Source organism: Actinomycetospora callitridis, from assembly GCF_028737265.1.
Classification (GTDB): domain Bacteria; phylum Actinomycetota; class Actinomycetes; order Mycobacteriales; family Pseudonocardiaceae; genus Actinomycetospora; species Actinomycetospora callitridis.
Genome location: NZ_JAQZAK010000002.1, coordinates 856,853 through 876,610, shown reverse-complemented (window position 1 = coordinate 876,610; position 19,758 = coordinate 856,853). Strand labels below are relative to the sequence as shown.

Genomic DNA, 19,758 nt, shown 5'->3' with positions numbered 1-19,758 from the left:
GGACTCGAGTCGTGTCGAGCCTGACGACGGCCGTCCCGTTGCCGCCGGTCGTCCCGGTCGAGGGCGGCGCGGCCTCGGCGGCCTGGGTGCTGGTCGCCCTGCCCGCGCTGGGTGCCCTGGTGCTCTTCATCGGCGGGAAGCGCACCGACAAGTGGGGTCATCTGCTCGGCGTCGCCACCGTGGTGCTGTCGTTCCTGTTCGCCGTGGTGCTCTTCGTCGGGTCGCTGGCGCTGCCCGCGGAGGAGCGGGTCCGTGACCTGCCGATCTACGACTGGATCGCGGTCGGGGCCCTGAACGTCGAGTTCGGCCTGCGCATCGATCCGCTGTCGCTGACGTTCGCGCTGCTCATCACCGGTGTCGGGTCGCTGATCCACATCTACTCCGTGGGCTACATGGACCACGACCCGAACCGGCGGAAGTTCTTCGCGCAGCTCAACCTGTTCATCGCGGCGATGCTCGTGCTGGTCCTCGGCAACGGGTTCGTGACCCTCTACCTGGGCTGGGAGGGCGTCGGTCTCGCGTCCTACCTGCTCATCGGCTTCTACACGGGACGCCGGTCGGCGGGCAGCGCCGCGAAGAAGGCGTTCCTCATGAACCGCGTCGGGGACGTCGGCCTCGCGATCGCGATCTTCATCCTGTTCCTGGAGCTGGGCACCACCCAGTTCGCCGACGTGTTCGCCCGGGCCGGGGAGATCTCGCCGGGTGCGCTGACCGCGATCACCCTGCTCCTGCTGCTCGGCGCGTGCGGCAAGTCCGGCCAGTTCCCCCTGCAGGCCTGGCTGCCCGACGCCATGGAGGGCCCGACCCCGGTCTCGGCCCTCATCCACGCGGCGACGATGGTCACCGCCGGCGTGTACCTCATCGCGCGGTCGAACCCGCTCTACGACCTCGCGCCGGTCGGCCAGCTCGTCGTGACGATCGTCGGCGCGATCACGCTGGTGATCGGCGCGATCATCGGCTGCGCCTACGACGACATCAAGAAGGTCCTCGCCTACTCCACGGTGAGCCAGATCGGCTACATGATGCTGGCGGTCGGGCTCGGCCCGATCGGCTACGCCGCGGCGCTGGCCCACCTCCTCACCCACGGCTTCTTCAAGGCGGGCCTGTTCCTCGGGGCCGGCTCGGTGATGCACGGGATGGCCGACGAGACCGACATGCGCCGGTACGGCGGCCTCCGGCGCCACATGCCGGTGACGTTCTGGACGTTCACCCTCGGCTACCTGGCCCTGATCGGCTTCCCGTTCCTGTCGGGCTTCTACACGAAGGACCTCATCATCGAGGCCGCCCTGACCGCGGGCCCCGTGGCCGGCTGGGTCCTCGGTGTCGCGGCCCTGCTCGCGGCCGGGCTGACGGCGTTCTACATGACCCGCCTGATGCTCATGACGTTCTTCGGCGAGGAGCGCTGGCGGGACCTGCACCCGCGGCGCATCGACGCCTCGGACCTCGAGGACCCGCCCGAGCACTACCACCCCCACGAGTCGGTGGCCTCGATGACGGCGCCGATGGTGCTGCTCGCGATCGGCTCGGTCGGCGCCGGCGCGTTCCTCGTCGGCGGGGAGCGCCTGGCCCACTACCTGGAGGCCTCGATCGGCCCCACGATCGAGCCGTACGACGTCCCGGCCGTGTTCTACGTCGGCCTGGTCCCGTACCTCGCCACCGCACTGATGCTCGTCGGCGCCGGCACGGCCTACCTGCTCGTCGGCCGGCGCTCGGTGCCGGTCGAGCGCCCGCAGCGCGTGAGCCTTCCGGTGCGCGCGGCCCGGGCCGACCTCTACGCCAACACGATCAACGAGAGCCTCATCGCCCGGCCGGGCATCTGGCTCTCCCGCGCGCTGGTCTACGTCGACAACCGCGGCGTCGACGGCGCGGTCAACGGCACCGCCGCCCTGCTGGGCGGCACGTCCGGGCGGCTGCGGCGCAGCCAGACCGGCTTCGTCCGCACCTACGCCCTGACCATCCTGGGAGGCTCCGTCGTGCTCGTCGCGGCCCTGCTCACCGTCGGCGGGTTCCCCGGATGAGCGCCGTCCTGCTGGTCCTGCTGCTCCTGCCGCTGGTCGGCGCCGCCGTCGTCGGCGCGATGGCCCGCCGGGAGGACCTCGACCGCGCCGCCAGGATCCTCGGCCTGGCGCTCTCGGTGGTCTCGCTCGTGCTCGTGGTCGTTCTGTGGGCCGGGTTCCGCACCGGGCCCGGCACGCCGCGTTTCCAGGCCGAGCTGTCGGCGGAGTGGATCCCGGCGTTCGGCACGCGCTTCGCGCTCGGTCTCGACGGCATCGCGCTGACGATGATCGCGCTGCTCGCGGTGCTGGTGCCGATCGTGCTGTGGTTCGCGTGGTCCGAGAAGCTGCCCGCGGGCCGCACCGGCGCGGGCTTCACCGCGCTGATGCTCTCCACCCAGGGCGTCCTGGTCGGCGTGTTCGCCGCGACCGACGTCTTCCTGTTCTACGTGCTGTTCGAGGCGATGCTCATCCCGATGTACTTCCTCATCGGGCGCTTCGGCGGGCCGCGCCGCCAGTACGCCGCGGTGAAGTTCTTCCTGTACTCGTTCCTCGGCGGGCTGATCATGCTCGCCTCGGTCATCGGCCTGTTCGTCGCGAGCGACACCCGGCTGGGCCAGGGGACGTTCGACTGGGCCGCCCTGCAGGGGATGGCCGCCCAGCTCCCGCTCTCCACCCAGATCCCGCTGTTCCTCGGGTTCTTCGCCGCGTTCGCGATCAAGGCGCCGCTGGTGCCGTTCCACACCTGGCTGCCCGACGCCGGTGCCGAGGCCCCGATCGCGGGCGGCGTGATCCTGCTCGGCCTGCTGGACAAGGTCGGCACCTTCGGGTTCCTCCGCTACAACCTGCCGCTGTTCCCGGCGGCGTCCCGCGAGCTCGCCCCGCTGTTGCTGACGCTCGCCGTCATCGGCGTCGTCTACGGCTCGCTGCTCGCCGCGGTGCAGACCGACATGAAGCGCTTCGTGGCCTACACCTCGATCGCGCACTTCGGCTTCATCGCGCTCGGCATCTTCGCGTTCTCGTCGCAGTCGATCGCGGGCTCAGCGCTCTACATGGTCAACCACGGCATCTCGACCGCGATGCTGTTCCTGGTCGTCGGCCTGCTGATCCGCCGCGGCGGCACGGCCTCGATGACCGAGTACGGCGGGGTCGGGCGGGTCGCCCCGCTGCTGGCGGGCATGTTCCTCATCGCCGGCCTCTCGACGATCGCCCTGCCCGGGACCAACTCGTTCATCAGCGAGTTCCTGGTGCTGCTGGGCGCGTTCCCGCGCGAGCCCGTGTTCAGCGTGATCGCGACCGTCGGCATCGTCTTCGCCGCGCTCTACATGCTCTGGGTGTTCCAACGCGTGATGACGGGGCCGCTGCGCGGCTCGGCGGTGGTCGGTGACGGTCCGGGGGCCGCGTCCGCGGCGGTGATGGAGCCTGACGCCGACGACCCCTCGGCGCGCAACCTCACCGCGCGCTTCGGGGACCTGACCCGCGGCGAGGTCGCCGTGCTGACCCCGCTCGTCGCCCTGATCCTCGTGCTCGGCTTCTTCCCCGGTCCGGTCCTCGAGGTCCTCGAGCCGGCGGTGTCGGCGACCATGGCCGAGGTCGGCGTCGCCGACCCGGTGACCCCGAACGGAGTGGCGCGATGACCGGGCAGGCCTTCCCGTCGGTCGACTACGGCGCGCTCGCGCCGGTGCTGATCGTGCTCGGCGGCGCGTGCGTGTCGGTGCTGCTCGAGGCGCTGCTACCGCTGCGGGTGCGCGGACGCGCCCAGCTCGGCCTGACGCTCACCGTGGTGGCCGCGGCGCTCGTCGCCGTCATCGTGCGCGCGACGTCCGGCGCGGCGCCGGTGTCGACGCTCGCCGGCGCGCTGGCCGTCGACGGGCCCGCGCTGTTCCTCTGGGGCACGCTGCTGGCCCTCGCGGTGCCCAGCGTGCTGCTGCTCGCCGACCGCTCCGTGGAGCCCGGCGGGGCGTTCCTCGCCGACCCGGTGGCGCTCGGGGAGGCCGAGGCTGCCGAGCAGCGGGTCGCCGTCGGCGCCCGCGCGGGCGGCTCGTCGTCGGCCCGGTCCTCGGGCGGCGGCGGCGGTCGTCCCGGGCGGTCGAGTCGTGGGCAGGCCCCCGTCGAGAGCCAGAGCGAGATCTACGCCCTCGTGCTCTTCGCGCTGGGCGGGATGCTCGTCTTCTGCGCCGCCGACGACCTGCTGACGATGTTCGTCGCGCTCGAGGTGCTGAGCCTGCCGCTCTACCTGCTCTGCGGGCTGGCGCGACGCCGGCGGCTGATGAGCCAGGAGTCGGCGGTCAAGTACTTCCTGCTCGGCGCGTTCTCGTCGGCGTTCTTCCTCTACGGGCTGGCGCTGCTCTACGGCTACGCGGACTCGGTGAAGCTCTCCGACATCTCGCTGGCCGCCGCGGGCTCGCTGCGCCCCGACTCGCTGCTGTTCGGCGGGCTCGCGCTGCTGGTGGTCGGGCTGCTGTTCAAGGCCTCGGTCGGTCCGTTCCACACGTGGACGCCCGACGTCTACCAGGGCGCGCCGACCTCGGTGACCGCCTTCATGGCCGCCTGCACGAAGGTCGCCGCGTTCGGCGCGATCCTGCGGGTGTTCACCGTCGCGTTCGGCTCCACGGTGTGGGAGTGGCGCGGGGTGCTCTGGGTCGTCGCGATCGCGTCCATGGTGATCGGCGCGGTGCTCGGGCTGACCCAGACCGACGTCAAGCGCATGATCGCCTACTCGTCGGTGGCGCACGCCGGCTTCCTGCTGCTCGGCGCCATGGCGATCACCCCGCAGGGGCTCTCGGCGACGCTGTTCTACCTGCTCGCCTACGGCTTCACGACCGTCGCCCTGTTCGGGCTGGTGTCGCTGGTGCGCGGCCCCGACGGCGAGGCGACGCACCTGTCGGCGTGGGCGGGCCTCGGGAAGCGCGCGCCGGTGGTCGCGGCGGCGGTGACGTTCCTCATGCTGGCCCTGGCCGGGATCCCGCTGACCAGTGGCTTCACGGCCAAGTTCGCGGTGTTCGCCGCGGCCCTCGCCGACGGCATGGCGCCGCTGGTCATCGTGGCCCTGGTGGTCAGCGCGGTGGCCGCGTTCTTCTACCTGCGGCTGATCGTGCTGATGTACTTCTCCGAGCCGGCCGCCGACGGCCCGACCGTCAGCGTGCCTGGCCCGTTCACGACGGTGGCGATCACACTGGGGGTCGTGGTGACCCTCCTGCTCGGCATCGTGCCGACCGCCGTCCTCGGATGGGCCGACGGCCTGTCCTTCCTGGGCTGACGCGTGACCGGCCCCCAACTCACCCAGGTCGCCGGCCTGCCGATCGGGGATCCCGATCTCGCGGCCGCGACCAGCGACGGCCTCGACCGGGTCGAGGAGCTGCTGCGCCGCGAGGTGCACAGCGACTACCGCTTCGTCACCGACACGTCGCTGCACCTCATCGAGGCCGGCGGCAAGCGCTTCCGGCCCCTGCTCACGCTGCTCGCCGCCCAGCTGGCCGGCGGCACCTCCGAGGACGTCGTGGTGGCGGCGACGTCGGTGGAGCTCGTGCACCTGGCGACGCTCTACCACGACGACGTCATGGACGAGGCCACGATGCGCCGCGGCGCCGAGAGCGCCAACGCCCGGTGGGACAACACCGTCGCGATCCTCACCGGCGACTACCTGTTCGCCCACGCCTCCCGGCTGGTCTCCCAGCTCGGGCCGGACGCCGTGCGGATCATCGCCGAGACGTTCGCCGAGCTGGTGACCGGCCAGATGCGCGAGACCCGCGGGCCCCGCGAGGGCGAGGACGCCATCGAGCACTACCTCGCGGTCGTGGCCGAGAAGACCGGCTCGCTGATCGCCACCTCGGGCCGCTTCGGGGCGATGTTCGCGGGTGCGCCGGACGAGCACGTCACCGCGATGCGGCGCTTCGGCGAGATCATCGGGACGGTCTTCCAGGTCTCCGACGACATCATCGACATCGCCTCACCGTCCGGGGACTCGGGCAAGACCCCGGGCACCGACCTGCGCGAGGGCGTCGCGACCCTGCCGGTGCTCTACACACTGGCCGGCGACGGTCCCGAGGTGGCGCGCCTGCGGGCCCTGGGCGTCGGGAGCCGGGAGCTGGCCGACGACGAGGTCGACGAGGCCCTGGAGCTGCTGCGCGGCTCGGCGGGCCTGCACGAGGCCCGCGCGGCCCTCGACGCCCGCGCCGACGCCGCCCGGGCCGAGCTCGCCGCCCTCCCGGACGGCCCCGCGCGCCGCGCCCTCGCCGCACTCCTCGACTACACCGTCGCCCGCACCGGCTGACCCACGTGAGCGAAGTTCCCGGCTATGGCCGGGAACTTCGCTCACGGCTGCGCAGGGCGTCGAGCGTGAAGATGACCAACGCCGCCCAGACGAGACCGACGCCGACCCACCGGGACACCGGCATGGGCTCGCCGGCCACGACCACGCCCCACAGGAACTGCAGGGTCGGGTTGATGTACTGCAGCACGCCCAGGGTGGCCAGGGGCAGGCGCCGGGCACCGGCGGCGAAGAGCAGCAGCGGGATCGCCGTCACCGGCCCGGCGGCGACGAGCAGCAGCGCATGGCCCGCGCCGAACCCGGTGAACGTGCCGGCGCCGGTGATCTGGAGCCCGACGAGGAAGACGATCGCGAGCGGACCGAGCAGGAAGCCCTCGGCGGTCAGCCCCGGGATCGGCTCGAGCGGGACCCGCTTCTTGACCAGCCCGTACAGCCCGAAGCTGACAGCGAGTGTCAGGGTGATCCACGGCAGCTGGCCGGTGCCGACGGTCAGCACCACGACGGCCGCCGTGGCCAGCCCGATGGCGAGCCACTGCACGGGGCGCAGCCGCTCGCGCAGCACGAGGACCGCGAGCAGCACCGACACCAGCGGCGTCCCGTAGTAGCCCAGGGCGGCGTCGACGACGTGGCCGTGCGTCGTCGACCAGATGTAGGTGCCCCAGTTGACGGCGATCAGCACCGAGCCCGCGGTGATCAGGGCCCACGTGCGCCAGGACAGCCCGCGCAGGTCCACCCAGCGCCGGGCGACGGTGATCACCAGGAGCATGCCGAGGAACGTCCACGCCACGCGGTGGGCGACGGACTCCACCGCGTCGGCGGGCGCGAGCAGCGGCCAGAACGCGGGCGAGAGGCCCCACAGCACGTACGCGCCGACCGCGGCGGCGTACCCGCGTCCTGCGCCGGCCGCCGTGTCCGTCCCGGGCTCGTCGGTGACCGAGCGGCTCACCGGGGACGTCGTCCTGTGGGTGCTCGTCCGTGCCGTGGCACGGACGAGCACCCACGAGGCGAAGCCAAGCTACTGCTCGTTCTCGGGCTCCGGCATGACCGCCCAGGTGTCCTTGCCGCGCAGCAGGGCCTCGAGGTTGTCGCCCCGCTGCTCGGCCTGCTCCGTCGCCGCCTCGACCTGGGCGCGAGCGCCGTCGTCGTAGGTCGGGCGGTCGACCTTGCGGAAGATGCCGGTGACGGTGTGCGTGAGGTCCTGGTCGGAGAGCCGCGAGAGCGCGAAGGACTGCGTCGGGTCCTCCTCGCCGGCGCGGTGCACCACGATCGCGTCCTCGCCGACGTCGGCGACCTTCGCCACCTCGAGCCCGCCGGCGGCGGACCGGACCACGCCGTACTCGCCGTCGTTGCCGAAGAGGATCGGCTCGCCGTCGACCAGCTTGATCAGCCGCTCGGCCACGTCGTCGCCCTTGCGCAGGACGTCGAACGAGCCGTCGTTGAAGATCGGGCAGTCCTGGAAGATCTCGACCAGCGACGCGCCGCGGTGGGCGGCGGCCTGGCGCAGCACCTCGGTGAGGCCCTTGCGGTCGGAGTCGAGCGCCCGCCCGACGAACGTCGCCTCGGCGCCCAGCGCCAGCGACACCGGGTTGAACGGCGCGTCGACCGAGCCCATCGGCGTGGACTTGGTGACCTTGCCGACCTCGGAGGTCGGCGAGTACTGGCCCTTGGTCAGGCCGTAGATCCTGTTGTTGAACAGCAGGATCGTGATGTTCATGTTGCGACGCAGCGCGTGGATCAGGTGGTTGCCCCCGATCGACAGCGCGTCGCCGTCGCCGGTGACGACCCACACCGAGAGGTCCGGGCGCGTGACGGCCAGGCCCGTCGCGATCGTCGGCGCGCGCCCGTGGATCGAGTGCATGCCGTAGGTGTCGAGGTAGTACGGGAAGCGCGACGAGCAGCCGATGCCCGAGACGAACACGATGTTCTCGCGCTTGAGCCCGAGCTCGGGCAGGAAGCCGCGCACCGAGGCGAGCACGGCGTAGTCGCCGCAGCCCGGGCACCAGCGCACCTCCTGGTCGGAGGTGAAGTCCTTGGCCTTCTGGGTGTCGTCGGTGGTCGGGACGAGGTCCAGACCACCCAGAGAGCCAGAAGGACTACTCAGTGGCAGGTCGGTAGCCGTCATGCGGGCAGGTCTCCCTTCACGGCGTCGGTGAGCACACCGGCGAGCTCCTCGGCCTGGAACGGCAGGCCGGCGACCTTGGTGTACGAGTGCGCGTCGACGAGGAACTTCGCGCGCAGCAGCATCGAGAGCTGGCCGAGGTTCATCTCCGGCACCACGACACGGCGGTACGAGCGCAGCACGTCACCGAGGTTGCGGGGCATGGGGTTGAGGTGGCGCAGGTGCGCCTGGGCCACCGACATGCCCGCGGCCCGCACGCGGCGGCAGGCCGCGCCGATCGGGCCGTACGACGAGCCCCAGCCGATGACCAGGACCTCGGCGTCGCCGTCGGGGTCGTGGACGGTGAGGTCCGGCACCGGGATGCCGTCGATCTTCGCCTGGCGCAGCCGGACCATGCGGTCGTGGTTGTCCGGGTCGTAGGAGATCGTGCCCCGCCCGTCGGCCTTCTCCAGGCCGCCGATGCGGTGCTCGAGCCCCGCGGTGCCCGGGATCGCCCAGGGGCGGGCCAGGGTGTCGGGGTCGCGCAGGTAGGGCCAGAACTCGCCGGACCCGTCGGGCGCGTTGGGCTCGGTGGCGAACGTGGTCGACAGGTCGGGCAACGAGTCGACGTCGGGCACGCGCCACGGCTCGGAGCCGTTGGCGATCGAGCCGTCGGAGAGCAGGAACACCGGCGTGCGGTAGGTCAGCGCCATCCGCACCGCGTCGAGGGCGGCGTCGAAGCAGTCCGCGGGCGACTGCGGCGCGATGATCGGCACCGGGGCCTCGCCGTTGCGCCCGTACATGGCCTGCAGCAGGTCGGCCTGCTCGGTCTTCGTGGGCAGGCCGGTCGACGGGCCACCGCGCTGCACGTCGAGGATCAGCAGCGGCAGCTCGAGGGCCACCGCCAGCCCGATCGTCTCGGACTTGAGCGCCACACCCGGCCCGGACGTCGACGTGACGCCCAGCGCGCCGCCGAACGACGCGCCGAGCGCGGCACCGATGCCGGCGATCTCGTCCTCGGCCTGGAACGTCGTGACGCCCATGCCCTTGTGCTTGGAGAGCTCGTGCAGGACGTCGGAGGCCGGCGTGATCGGGTAGGTGCCCAGGAACACCGGCAGCTTCGCCTGTAGACCGGCGGCGACGACGCCGTAGGCCAGCGCGAGGTTCCCGGTGATCTGGCGGTAGGTGCCCTCCGCGAGGCGCGCCGGGGCGACCTCGAAGGTCACGGCGAAGCTCTCGGTGGTCTCGCCGTAGTTCCAGCCGGCCCGGAACGCGAGGATGTTGGCCTCGGCGAGGTCGGGCTTCTTGGCGAACTTCTCGCGCAGGAACTGCTCGGTGGCGTCGGTGCCGCGGTGGTACATCCAGGACAGCAGCCCGAGCGCGAACATGTTCTTCGCGCGCTCGGCGTCCTTCTTGCTCATGCCCGTCGGCTCGAGCGCACCGCGCGTCAGCGTCGCCATCGCGACCTTGTGCGTGGTGTAGGGCTCCAGCGAGTCGTCCTCGAGGGGGTTCGACTCGTAGCCGACCTTCGCGAGGTTGCGCTTGGTGAACTCGTCGGTGTTGACGATGAGCATCCCGCCGTGCGGGAGGTCCCGGATGTTCGCCTTGAGCGCCGCCGGGTTCATCGCCACCAGCACGTCGGGGCGGTCGCCGGGCGTCAGGATGTCGTAGTCCGCGAAGTGGAGCTGGAAGCTCGACACCCCGGGCAGCGTGCCGGCAGGGGCACGGATCTCGGCGGGGAAGTTGGGCAGCGTCGCGAGGTCGTTGCCGAACGCCGCGGCCTCCGAGGTGAACCGGTCGCCGGTGAGCTGCATCCCGTCACCGGAGTCGCCCGCGAAGCGGATGACGACCCGATGGGTCTGGCGCACCTCCCGTCCGGCCGGCCCGACGTCGGTGTCAGTGCTCATCGAGCGATCGCGTCCTTTCGACATCCTCGATCTCGATCTCGTCCCCCCGGACAAGAGCGGACTACCCAGGCTAACCTCACCGCCGCGTCACGGTCCGGCGGCTGGTCGTGGGTCACACGCTGGACCGAAAAAGGCAGGTCACGCACCGGGGCTGTTCGCCCTGGTGGCACGGGGTCATGTCTTGCCGGTCGCCTGCCGCACCCGCGCGAGGCCCTCACGGAAGCCGTCCGAGCGCAGCGACTCGAGCTGGGGACCGACCTCGACGGCCACGGCGTCGCGGTGCCGGTCGAGCTGCCCGGTCGCCCGGATGCTCGCCTTGGTGGCGACGACGAGCTCGCGGGGTGCCGCCGCCGCGATCGCCGCCATGCGCAGGGCGTCCGTGACGGCCGCCGACCGCCCGTCGGCGCCCTCGCCGGTCGCCACCCGGAGCGCCAGGCCCAGCTCGGCGGCTCGGACGGCGTCGAGACCCTCGCCGCCGAGCAGCATCGCCGTCGTCACCTGCGGCCCGACGATCCGCTGCGCCATCCACGTCATGCCGCCGCCGGGGTGAACGCCGAGGCGCAGGAAGCCGGGCTCGAAGCGGGCGGTCTCGCCCGCGATGCGCACGTCGGCGGCGAGCGCGAGGTTGAGCCCGGCGCCGACCGCGGGCCCGTCGACGGCCGCGAAGGTCGGCAGCGGGCACTCCGCGAGCGCGAGGAAGCCGGCGTAGATGTGCTGCAGCGCGTCGGGACCCGCCTCGCCGGCCGCGGCCAGCTCGTCGAGGTCCCCGCCGGCGCAGAAGGCGGGCTTGGGGTCGTCGTCCCCCGTGATCACCACGGCGCCGACGCCCTCGTCGGCCCCGACCTCCTCGAGCACGGCGACGAGCCGCTCGGAGAGCGCGCCCGTCATGGCGTTGCGGCGCTTCGGGTCGGACACGGTGAGGAGCGCGACTCCGTCGAGGCGCTCGATGCGGACATCCGGATCGGCCATGGCGGCCAGCATGCTCCTGCGTGACGCGGCTCGCGGCCGGAGGAGCCGTCCGCGTCGGTAACGTGCGGCGCGTGCCGATCTCCATCGAACCGCCCGAGGACGCCGAGGCGCCGCAGCGGCACCCCAAGGCACCCGCTCCCGGGGAGCGCACCCGCGAGCACCACTCCCAGTGCCGAGGGTGCGCCGACGTGCCGGGCAGCCTGCGGATCGCGTCGTGGGTCGAGGACGACGGCGTGTCGGTGCGCAGCCGCTTCGACGTCCTCGACGAGCACCAGGGCGGGCCGGGGCTGCTGCACGGCGGTCTGCTGATGACCGCGTTCGACGACGCCCTCGGCACCGCGCACACGCAGGTCACGCGCGCCGCCGTCACGGCCCGGATGGAGACCGACTTCCGCCGCCCGGTGCCGGTCGGGACGACGCTGTGGCTGCGCAGCCGGGTCGACGCCGTCGCGGGGCGCAAGGTCTACACCTCGGGCGTCGCGTACCTCGGCGAGCTCGACGGCGAGGTGGCCGGCACGGCCCGGGCGCTGTTCGTGAAGGTCGGCGCCGAGCACTTCCTGCGCCACAGCCGCCCCGAGGACCTCGAGGCCCTGGGCGCGAGCCGCGAGGTGATCGACGCGGCACGCGCCGCGCGCTGAGCGGGGGGACCGCACTCTCCGAGTGCAAGCCCTGCGGCCTCGCTTGCACTCAACGCCAGGATTTCCACTTCGTCGCCGGGCCCGTGCCAGCCTGGGGGCGACGCTGACGATCCGATACAGCACGCCGATAGGGTCAGGAATTCCACCCGCTCGCCGGGCTCTTGACGGGTCGCAGGGATCAGCGCTGAGATCGTCGCCAGCGTCGCGTCCGGGCCGGTGTCAGACCGGCGGATGGAGGCGCCGGAGCCTTGGAGTCCCCACCCCATGGCTGTTCGGATCGACCACCTCGCGCTCGCCGCGCACGACGCCCGCGAGTCCGCCCAGTTCCTCGCCGACATCCTCGGCCTGCCCGATCCCTACGAGGCGGGCCGTTCCTCGCCGTCGACGTCGACGAGACGTTCACGATCGACTACGCCGCCCCGCCGATCGACTTCCCCGGCCAGCACGTCGCGTTCCTCGTCGGCGAGGACGACTTCGACGTGATCCACGCCCGGCTGGAGCACCGCGGCATCACCTACTGGGCCGACCCGCACCAGCGCTGGGTCGGGCAGTACAACACGAACGACGGCGGCCGCGGCCTCTACTTCGACGACCCCGCGGGCCACCACCTCGAGGTCATCACGCGCCGCTACGGCTCCGGTGGCTGACGTCCGGCGGGCCGGGGTCGCGGACGCTGCCGCGGTCGGGGCCCTGCTCCACGACTTCAACACGGAGTTCGACACCCCGACCCCCGGCGCCGACGTCCTGGCCGGGCGGCTGCGGACGCTGCTGGCCGGGGACGACCTCGTCGCCCTGCTCCACGGCGACCCGCCCGACGGGCTCGCCGTCGTGTCGTTCCGGCCCAACGTCTGGTTCGACGCCCCGGTGGCCCTGCTCGACGAGCTCTACGTGCGCCCCGATCTCCGCGGCCGGCGGATCGGGCACGCGCTGCTGTCGGCCGTCGAGGCGCTCGCCAGGAATCGCGGCGGCCGGATCGTCGAGGTCAACGTCGACGGCGAGGACACCGACGCCCGGCGCTTCTACGCCGCCCACGGCTACGCCTTCATCGAACCCGGGGCGACGGAACCGAGCTACTACTACGCCAAGGAGTGGTGAGGAACCCCGACGTCGATCGGGGGCCGACCCCGAGGCGCACCGCCGACGCCACCGCCACCGTGGGTCCATGGACCTCAGCTCACGCCAGACCGCCCGGGCCACCCGCGTCTTCGTCCGCGCCGAGCAGGAGGCGGCCCGCAGCGGCGACACCCGCCTCGGCACCGCGCACCTCCTGCTCGCCGTCGCGCGCGACGAACGCGACCACGGCGGCGGGCTGCTCGACGGCCTCGACCTCGGTCGGGCCCGCGCGTGGCTCGCCGCCTCCGGCGTCGGCTACCGCGATCCCGGGTACCGGCCGTGGCGCCCCGGTGCCGTGTTCGCCCTCGCCACGGCAATCCGGCTGGCCGACGAGGCCGCCGAGCCGACGGTGGGTGTGCGGCACCTCCTGCTCGGTGTCCTGGCGGACGACGCCGAGGACGCGCCGCGGCTCCTGCGCGCACTGGGACTCGACGTCGAGCCCGTCGTCGCCGGCGCCCGCAGCGACCTCGCTCAGCCCGGGACGGCGGCGATCGCGGCGCGCACCTGAGCCTGGTCGAGGTAGTCGTCGGTGTGCTCGAACTCCCCGAGGCGCCCGCTGCGGCCGGTGAGGAAGCCGAGCCGCACGGGGTTCTGACCCTCCACCGCCCGCAGCGCCCAGTTGGTGGCGACGCGGGCGACGGCGGCCGGAGACCGGAGCGCCCACAGGTGGTACGCGCTGGTCACGGCCGCGGCCGGCAGACCGGCGAGGTCGAATCCCAGGGGCTTGGCGACGGCGTCGCTGCCGCCGAGGTCGACGACGAGCCCGAGGTCGCGGTGGCGGTAGTCGCGGGTCGGTCGTCCGGCGAGGCTCGCCGCCACGTTCTCCGCGGCCACCGGCGCCTGGCGCGTGGCGTGCTGCGCGGTGGGCGGGCAGGTCGCGCCACCGCCGGTGGCGAGGTCCGGGACGGCCGCGGCATCGCCGAGCGCGACCACCTCCGGGCGGCCGGGCACCGCGAGGTCGGCCCCGACGACCAGCCGGCCGTGCTCGGTCGCGGCGTCGAGGTTCCCCACGAGCGGGCTGGGCGCGACGCCGGCGGTCCAGATCAGGGTCGAGGTGGCGAGACGGCGTCCGTCGGAGAGCGTCACGGACTCGTCGTCCGCGGCGGTCAGGCTCGTGACGAGATCGACGTGGACCCCGCGGGCCTCGAGCACCCGACGGGTGTCGTCGCCGAGACGGTTGCCCATGCCGGGCAGGAGCCCGTCGTGGTGCTGCACGACGTGCCACTGCATGAGCGACGGGTCGAGACGGGGGAACCGCCGTGCGAGGGCGGTGGTCATCAGCTGCATGTTCGCCGCGGTCTCGACCCCCGCGTAGCCCCCGCCCACGACGACGAAGCGGCAGCGCCGCGCGCGTTCGTCGGGGTCGGTGGAGGCGTTGGCGACCTCGAGCTGGGTCAGGACGTGGTCGCGCAGGAACGTGGCCTCGGCCAGGGTCTTGCACCCCCGCCCGTACTCCCGCAGCCCCGGGATCTCCATGACCTTCGTGACGCTGCCCGGCGCGAGCACGAGCCGGTCGTAGGCGAGCACGTGGTCGCGGCCGGTGATGCTGTGGACGAGCACCCGGCGCGCGTCGAGGTCGACGCCCGTCGCCCGTCCGGGCAGCAGCATCGTGCGCCTCAGTCGCCGTGACAGCGACACCACCGCGGCCCGCGGCGGCAGCACGCCGGCCGCCACCTGGGGCAGCAGCGGGAGGTAGAGCATGTAGTCGTCGGGGCAGACGAGACGGACGTCGGCGGACGGCGCGAGCTTCTCCAGCCGCCGCGCCACGCTCGCGCCGGCGAACCCCCCACCGACGACGACCACGCGTTCGCCCATGCCGTCCTCCCTCTCCACGCCGTCACCGTCGCCCGACGTGCGGGAGCCGTCCCGGTTGCCTGCGACGGGCCGCAACGACCCTGACGAGTGGTTGTCCGGGAATCCCCTAACGTCCTCGAGGCCCCCGGCGACAGTGGCGGTGAGTGCGGTCGCACTCGAACCAGATCATCACTCAGCCACATCATCCTCGGGGGAATCATCGTGCCTGCTCACCGCGCCGCTCGCCGGACCCGTCGCCTCCACGTCGCCGCCCTCGGCGGGCTGACGCTGCTGGCGGCCGTCGGCCCCGGTGCGGGCGCCGCGTTCGCGGCCGGGCCCGGGGACAAGAACTGCAGCGACTTCCAGTACCAGGAGGACGCGCAGGAGGTTCTCGACGGCAACTCCGCCGACCCGAACGGCCTGGACCGCGACGACGACGGCGAGGCGTGCGAGACCCTGCCCCACCGTCCGGTGATCAACGACGTCTCCCTGGACGACGACGCGCCGGCCGACCCGGCCCCGTCGACGCGCCACTCGTCCGGGACCACCTGGACCGCCGCGGACACGTCCGACGAGAGCTCGACCAGCACCCGCGACCGCGACTGCGCCGACTTCGACTCACAGGCCGAGGCGCAGGCCGTCCTCGACGACGACCCCAGCGACCCCGAGCGGCTCGACGCCGACGACGACGGCATCGCCTGCGAGTCGTTCGGCTACGCCGACGACGTGGAGACCGTGCCCGCCGCGGTGACCGAGCACGAGAGCGCCCCGGAGACCCACGACAGCACGCCGGCCTACCCCGTCGGCGGCGTGGAGGCCGGCGACGGCAGCGCCCCGGCGGGTGTCCCGGACCTGCTGACCTACGGCCTGCTCGGCTCCGCGGCCGTCGCCGGCGCGGTCGGTGCCCGCCACGCCCTGGCCGGCGGCCGCCACCGCCGGGCCTAGCTGGCTCGGGTCGCGCTGCCCCGACAGTCATCACGCTACGTACTTCCCGCCCCGTCGCATTCGGACGCTGGAGGAGCATTGACCGCGGTCGGCTACTCGACGTGACAATGCGTCCGGTCAGATCAGCTACCGGGGGGCGAGATGGAGATGACGGCACTTCTCGACAGCGGCAGGCGCGGTGCCCGCGACGAGGCGCTCACATCGTTCGAGCGGAGGCAGTACCTCGAGGCAGCGGAGCGGGCGCTGGCGGTGTACCCGGGGGCGCTCGGCGAGCTCGTGCACCGGGAGCTCCGGGCCTTCGCGGAGTTCGGCTTCCGTCTCGCCGCGGACAGGCTCCTCCCGCGGCTCGCAGCGGAGATCCGGCGTGGAGCAGACGCACGGAGCACACGGTGACCGTGCCCACGTGGGCGACGTCGCTCGTGCACGGCACCCGGGCGACGGCGTCGGTCCTGCCACGGACACACCTCGAGGGAGATGCTGACGCCCTGGCCTTCGAGCAGAGCGCACGCTTCACCGCGGCCGCGCTACGCGCGCGTCGGCTGTATCCCGGAGCCCTCGGCGAGCTGGTCGAGCGTGAGCTGCGTTCCTGCGCGGACTTCGGTGTCGAGCCCGCCGAGGACGGGTTGATCGCCCGCCTCGCCGCCCAGGTGCTGGCCGCCGAGGATCAGCGGTAGTTGGTGAACTGCAGCGCGATCTCGAAGTCGCGCTCCTTGAGCAGGGAGATGACGGCCTGGAGGTCGTCCTTCTTCTTGCCCGTCACCCGGAGCTGATCGTCCTGCATCTGGGCCTGGATGCCCTTGGGACCCTCGTCCCGGATGGCCTTCGAGATCTCCTTGCCCTTGTCCTTGCTGATGCCCTGCACCAGGGTCCCGGTGACCTTGTAGGCCTTGCCCGAGAGTCCGGGCTCACCGATGTCGAAGGCCTTCAACGAGATGCCGCGCTTGATCAGCTTCTCCTTGAAGACGTCGATCGCGGCGTTGCAGCGCTCCTCGGTCTCGGCGCTGACGGTGATCGCCTCCTCGCCGGCCCAGGAGACGTCGGCGCCGGTGCCGCGGAAGTCGAATCGCTGTGAGAGTTCCTTGCTCGCCTGGTTGAGCGCGTTGTCGACCTCCTGGCGGTCGACCTTGCTCACGACGTCGAACGAGGGGTTGGCCATCGTCGTCCTCCTGACGTGTCGGCCGGGCGTGCGCACCGGGGGGCCGCCTGCATCGACGGCGAGCCGGCATCTGTATTCTTGCCGACGTCATCCTGCGGGGTGGCACACCCTGGCGGGTTGCCCGAGCGGCCAATGGGAGCGGACTGTAAATCCGTCGCGAAAGCTTCGAAGGTTCGAATCCTTCACCCGCCACCGAGCCCCTGACCAGCACGAACGGTCAGGGGCTTTCTCCATTCTCAGACCGTGAGCTCGGCCAGCGAGAGGTTGTTGCCGTCCGGGTCGAGGAACCACGCGATCTTCGTGCCGCCCGGCGCCGACCAGACGCCTCGCTCGTCCTGGCCCATGCCCTCGTAGCGGGTGAAGATCACCCCGCGCCCGGCGAGCTCGTCCACGGCGGCGGCGATGTCGTCGACGGCCCAGCCGAGCACCGTGTAGGGCGCGGCGGCGGGGACGTCCACGGCGGTGATCCGCAGCATCGTCCCGCCGACGTCGGCGACCAGTGCGAACGGTCGCTCGTCGACCAGGTCGAGCCCCAGGACGCCGCCGTAGAACTCCTGTGCGGCGTCGAGGTCGGAGACCCCGACGAACCCCATCAGCCGACCGTCCACGGGGTCAGCATCCACCCGCGGGCAAGGGCTCAGCCGACGATCTCGTTGAGCGCCAGGACGTTGCCCTCGGAGTCGTGGAACCACGTGCTGCGCACCGGCCCGTAGTCCGTGATCACCCCCTCGGCGCGGCCGGCCTGCCCGGCGAAGGACCCGCGCTCGGCGCCGGGGTCGCGGAACGAGACGCCCCGGCGCAGGAGCTCCTCGACGATCTCGTCGAGACCGTCGACGAGGAACGCGACGACGGCGTGGTCGGACGGGGTCCGGTCCGGGATCTCGGTGACGAGGACGCGTGTGCCCTCGGCGGCGGTGAACATCATCGGGTCGTCGTGCGGCCCCGACACGAGCGTGAGGCCCAGGACGTCCCGGTAGAAGGCCCGGGCACGGTCGCCGTCCTGGGCGGGCAGGACCGGGTTGAGCGGGAATCGGGACAACATGGCGCCTCCTCGGGTCCGGGACAGGAAACCAGGAGGAGCGGACATGTCCGGTCCGCTTCCGACGTCGGGGCCCGCGTGAGGGTCAGCCGACGCGCGCCGCCACGTCCTCCACGCCGGGGCCGGAGAGGGCCGCGAGCCCGGCGGAGCGGCCCGTCGCCACCAGGAGCAGCTCACCGGCCGGGCCGTGCACCTCGCGGTCCCCGTCACCGAACGACGCGTCGATGTCGGTGGGGACGAGGCGCAGACCCTCGAGCCGCTTCTTGGCGCCGTAGAACGACGACGCGCACACGTGGTGGAGGGCGAGGGCCGCGTGCTCGGGCGGCATCGCCAGCGTGCGGCCGAGCGGCCGGGTGATGTCCTGACCGTGGACCATGACGTCCACGAGCGGGTCCGCGGGCTGGGTGCCCAGCGGACGCTGCGCGGAGGAGATCGTCTCCCGGTACTGGGCGGCGAGCTCGCCGGGGGAGTACTCCGCCGCCCGCCCGCGGGCCGACCTGTCGATCATCCGGTTGATGTCGCCCCGCGCGGCCAGCATCGCCTTGACCGCCTGGAAGCGCGTGAGCCGCGAGGTGAGCGTCATGTGCGCGACGACGTCCTGGACGGTCCATCCCGCGCAGAGCGACGGCGAGCGCCACTCCTCGGGGGTGAGGGTGTCGAGGACGTCGGCCAGCGCACGACGTTCGGCCTCCACGGCGGCCTGCAGGTGGGCACGGTCCACGGCGCGCTCCAGGGATCGGGGGAGCGAACGCTAGCGGTGCGGCCCGTCGAGGTACATCGTCATCCGGACCGTCGTCCCGCCGTCGCGCGTGCTGTGCAGCCGGACGAGGTCGCAGAGGTGATGGGTGAGGTACAGCCCGTAGCCGCGGCCGTCCGACGGGCCGGGCGGGTGACGCCCGACGAGCGGGTCGTCGACGTACCCCGAGTCCTGGATCTCGGCGACCACCCGGTCGTCGGTGTGCCAGAGCGAGAGGATGCCCGATCCGTTCGTGTGCACCACCGTGTTGAGGGCGACCTCGTGCACCGCCAGGCAGAAGTCGGTGACGCGGTCGGGCGTCATCCCGGCCTCCGTGGCGTGCTCGGCGACGGCCCGGCGCACGGCGCGCGGGCCGTGCGGCGGCCGGAACACGAGGGTCTCGCTCTCCTCGGGCCCGTCGGGCAGCACGCCGAGGACGGCCTCGGCGAGCACCAGGGGGTCGCCGAAGCCCGCGTTGGCCACGGGCGTCCCGTCCTCGACGACGAGCGGGTGCGCCGCACGGACGTCGCTGAGGCCGTCCGCGTCGAGGAGCCGTGTGTCGTACGGGCAGAGCACGGACACCGGACGGTCGGCGAACGCGAGGTTGGTCAGCGCATCGTGCTGCAGGTAGGCGGCGCGCTCGTCGGCCGGACGGTCGGGCCACAGCGCCTCACCGACCGCGCGGACACGGCGCCCCGGACGGTCCTCGACGAACTTCTGCAGCGCGGGGACCAGGCGCGCCGGGTTGAGGCCCAGGCGTCGCACGTCCTGGAGGACCACGGCCTGCGCGTCGTCGCCCAGCGCGTCGTGGACGAGGGACAGGTGGGCGTCGGGCAGCGCCACGACCACCGCGTCGTCGACCTCGAGGCCGGCACGGACGTGACCGACCACGCCCCGCACGAACTGCTCGTCGCCCTCGTAGAAGAGGGCTGCGTGCTCGAGGGACGCGACGTCGCGGCGATGTCGCCCGCGGATCTCCGACACAGTCACCCTCGCACCACCCCGCTCCGTGGCGGCGTCCATCAGATGGCGCCGATCCTCGCCGCTGGGCGCACGCCGACGACACCCGATACCGCCCAGTGGACCGGCCGATGCGACG

The 19,758-nt window shown here is 72.7% G+C and carries 21 protein-coding genes and 1 tRNA gene; 12 read left to right on the top strand and 10 right to left on the bottom strand.

Translation table 11 applies throughout. The features are described 5' to 3' along the window. The first annotated feature begins 20 nt into the window (after positions 1-20). The 4 genes from nuoL to PH191_RS10070 are packed head-to-tail and all read left to right on the top strand — an operon-like array spanning position 21 to position 6,267. Entirely contained in the window at positions 21-2,018 is a 1,998-nt protein-coding gene (gene nuoL, locus PH191_RS10085) for an NADH-quinone oxidoreductase subunit L (protein WP_274194713.1), read from the top strand. Further along, positions 2,015-3,631 (top strand): NADH-quinone oxidoreductase subunit M, encoded by a 1,617-nt coding sequence (locus tag PH191_RS10080; RefSeq protein ID WP_274194446.1) that lies wholly within the window; start codon positions 2,015-2,017, stop codon positions 3,629-3,631. The genes nuoL and PH191_RS10080 overlap by 4 nt, the downstream gene beginning before the upstream one ends. Continuing rightward, positions 3,628-5,253: an NADH-quinone oxidoreductase subunit NuoN gene (gene nuoN / locus PH191_RS10075; protein WP_274194445.1), complete on the top strand. Its 1,626-nt coding sequence runs from the start codon at positions 3,628-3,630 to the stop codon at positions 5,251-5,253. The genes PH191_RS10080 and nuoN overlap by 4 nt, the downstream gene beginning before the upstream one ends. Positions 5,254-5,256: 3 nt before the next feature. Next, positions 5,257-6,267 carry a polyprenyl synthetase family protein gene (locus PH191_RS10070; RefSeq protein ID WP_420791774.1) on the top strand — a complete coding sequence of 337 codons (1,011 nt, stop codon included), beginning with the start codon at positions 5,257-5,259 and terminating at the stop codon, positions 6,265-6,267. Positions 6,268-6,289: 22 nt separating this feature from the next. Here the strand turns inward: PH191_RS10070 and rarD are convergent, their stop codons facing one another. From rarD to PH191_RS10050, 4 genes are all read right to left on the bottom strand, one after another. Next, positions 6,290-7,210 (bottom strand): EamA family transporter RarD, encoded by a 921-nt coding sequence (gene rarD / locus PH191_RS10065; RefSeq protein WP_274194444.1) that lies wholly within the window; start codon positions 7,208-7,210, stop codon positions 6,290-6,292. Between the two features lie 69 nt (positions 7,211-7,279). Next, complete coding sequence (locus tag PH191_RS10060) at positions 7,280-8,386, bottom strand: 2-oxoacid:ferredoxin oxidoreductase subunit beta (protein WP_274194443.1); 1,107 nt, start codon at positions 8,384-8,386, stop codon at positions 7,280-7,282. Beyond that, positions 8,383-10,269, bottom strand: coding sequence for a 2-oxoacid:acceptor oxidoreductase subunit alpha (locus PH191_RS10055; RefSeq protein WP_274194442.1), 1,887 nt, complete (start codon positions 10,267-10,269; stop codon positions 8,383-8,385). Before PH191_RS10055 ends, PH191_RS10060 begins: the two co-directional genes overlap by 4 nt. A 174-nt stretch (positions 10,270-10,443) precedes the next feature. Next, entirely contained in the window at positions 10,444-11,238 is a 795-nt protein-coding gene (locus PH191_RS10050) for an enoyl-CoA hydratase-related protein (protein WP_274194441.1), read from the bottom strand. Between the two features lie 71 nt (positions 11,239-11,309). Between PH191_RS10050 and PH191_RS10045 the strand changes: the two genes are divergently transcribed. The 4 genes from PH191_RS10045 to PH191_RS10030 all read left to right on the top strand — a co-directional run bounded on the left by PH191_RS10045 (position 11,310) and on the right by PH191_RS10030 (position 13,497). Continuing rightward, positions 11,310-11,876, top strand: a complete 567-nt coding sequence (locus PH191_RS10045) for a PaaI family thioesterase (protein WP_274194440.1) — start codon at positions 11,310-11,312, stop codon at positions 11,874-11,876. 479 nt (positions 11,877-12,355) lie between these two features. Further along, the gene (locus tag PH191_RS10040; protein ID WP_274194439.1) at positions 12,356-12,523 is read left to right on the top strand and encodes a VOC family protein; all 168 of its coding nucleotides are present in this window, start codon (positions 12,356-12,358) and stop codon (positions 12,521-12,523) included. Next, the gene (locus tag PH191_RS10035; RefSeq protein WP_274194438.1) at positions 12,516-12,971 is read left to right on the top strand and encodes a GNAT family N-acetyltransferase; all 456 of its coding nucleotides are present in this window, start codon (positions 12,516-12,518) and stop codon (positions 12,969-12,971) included. Before PH191_RS10040 ends, PH191_RS10035 begins: the two co-directional genes overlap by 8 nt. Positions 12,972-13,038: 67 nt before the next feature. Further along, positions 13,039-13,497, top strand: a complete 459-nt coding sequence (locus tag PH191_RS10030) for a Clp protease N-terminal domain-containing protein (RefSeq protein WP_274194437.1) — start codon at positions 13,039-13,041, stop codon at positions 13,495-13,497. On the opposite strand, the gene PH191_RS10025 is transcribed toward PH191_RS10030, so the two are convergent. Further along, complete coding sequence (locus PH191_RS10025; protein ID WP_274194436.1) at positions 13,461-14,804, bottom strand: NAD(P)/FAD-dependent oxidoreductase; 1,344 nt, start codon at positions 14,802-14,804, stop codon at positions 13,461-13,463. The two genes, PH191_RS10030 and PH191_RS10025, sit on opposite strands and share 37 nt — an antisense overlap. A 201-nt stretch (positions 14,805-15,005) precedes the next feature. Here PH191_RS10025 and PH191_RS10020 point away from each other — a divergent pair, with 201 nt between their 5' ends. The 3 genes from PH191_RS10020 to PH191_RS10010 all read left to right on the top strand — a co-directional run bounded on the left by PH191_RS10020 (position 15,006) and on the right by PH191_RS10010 (position 16,402). Beyond that, entirely contained in the window at positions 15,006-15,728 is a 723-nt protein-coding gene (locus PH191_RS10020) for an excalibur calcium-binding domain-containing protein (protein ID WP_274194435.1), read from the top strand. A gap of 147 nt (positions 15,729-15,875) precedes the next feature. Beyond that, the gene (locus tag PH191_RS10015) at positions 15,876-16,121 is read left to right on the top strand and encodes a hypothetical protein (protein WP_274194434.1); all 246 of its coding nucleotides are present in this window, start codon (positions 15,876-15,878) and stop codon (positions 16,119-16,121) included. Next, complete coding sequence (locus PH191_RS10010) at positions 16,118-16,402, top strand: hypothetical protein (RefSeq protein WP_274194433.1); 285 nt, start codon at positions 16,118-16,120, stop codon at positions 16,400-16,402. The genes PH191_RS10015 and PH191_RS10010 overlap by 4 nt, the downstream gene beginning before the upstream one ends. On the opposite strand, the gene PH191_RS10005 is transcribed toward PH191_RS10010, so the two are convergent. After that, positions 16,393-16,884: a YajQ family cyclic di-GMP-binding protein gene (locus PH191_RS10005; RefSeq protein ID WP_274194432.1), complete on the bottom strand. Its 492-nt coding sequence runs from the start codon at positions 16,882-16,884 to the stop codon at positions 16,393-16,395. The genes PH191_RS10010 and PH191_RS10005 overlap by 10 nt on opposite strands. Positions 16,885-16,995: 111 nt before the next feature. On the opposite strand from PH191_RS10005, the gene PH191_RS10000 reads away from it, so the two are divergent. After that, positions 16,996-17,076: transfer RNA gene (locus PH191_RS10000), tRNA-Tyr, on the top strand. Positions 17,077-17,120: 44 nt separating this feature from the next. On the opposite strand, the gene PH191_RS09995 is transcribed toward PH191_RS10000, so the two are convergent. The 4 genes from PH191_RS09995 to PH191_RS09980 form a co-directional block, all read right to left on the bottom strand. Then, on the bottom strand, positions 17,121-17,492 hold the full coding sequence (locus PH191_RS09995; RefSeq protein WP_274194431.1) for a VOC family protein: 372 nt from the start codon (positions 17,490-17,492) through the stop codon (positions 17,121-17,123). A gap of 29 nt (positions 17,493-17,521) precedes the next feature. Continuing rightward, positions 17,522-17,926 (bottom strand): VOC family protein, encoded by a 405-nt coding sequence (locus tag PH191_RS09990; RefSeq protein WP_274194430.1) that lies wholly within the window; start codon positions 17,924-17,926, stop codon positions 17,522-17,524. An 82-nt stretch (positions 17,927-18,008) separates the two neighbouring features. Further along, positions 18,009-18,644: a maleylpyruvate isomerase family mycothiol-dependent enzyme gene (locus PH191_RS09985; RefSeq protein ID WP_274194429.1), complete on the bottom strand. Its 636-nt coding sequence runs from the start codon at positions 18,642-18,644 to the stop codon at positions 18,009-18,011. Positions 18,645-18,674: 30 nt separating this feature from the next. Beyond that, on the bottom strand, positions 18,675-19,649 hold the full coding sequence (locus tag PH191_RS09980) for a sensor histidine kinase (RefSeq protein ID WP_274194428.1): 975 nt from the start codon (positions 19,647-19,649) through the stop codon (positions 18,675-18,677). Positions 19,650-19,758: the final 109 nt, after the last annotated feature.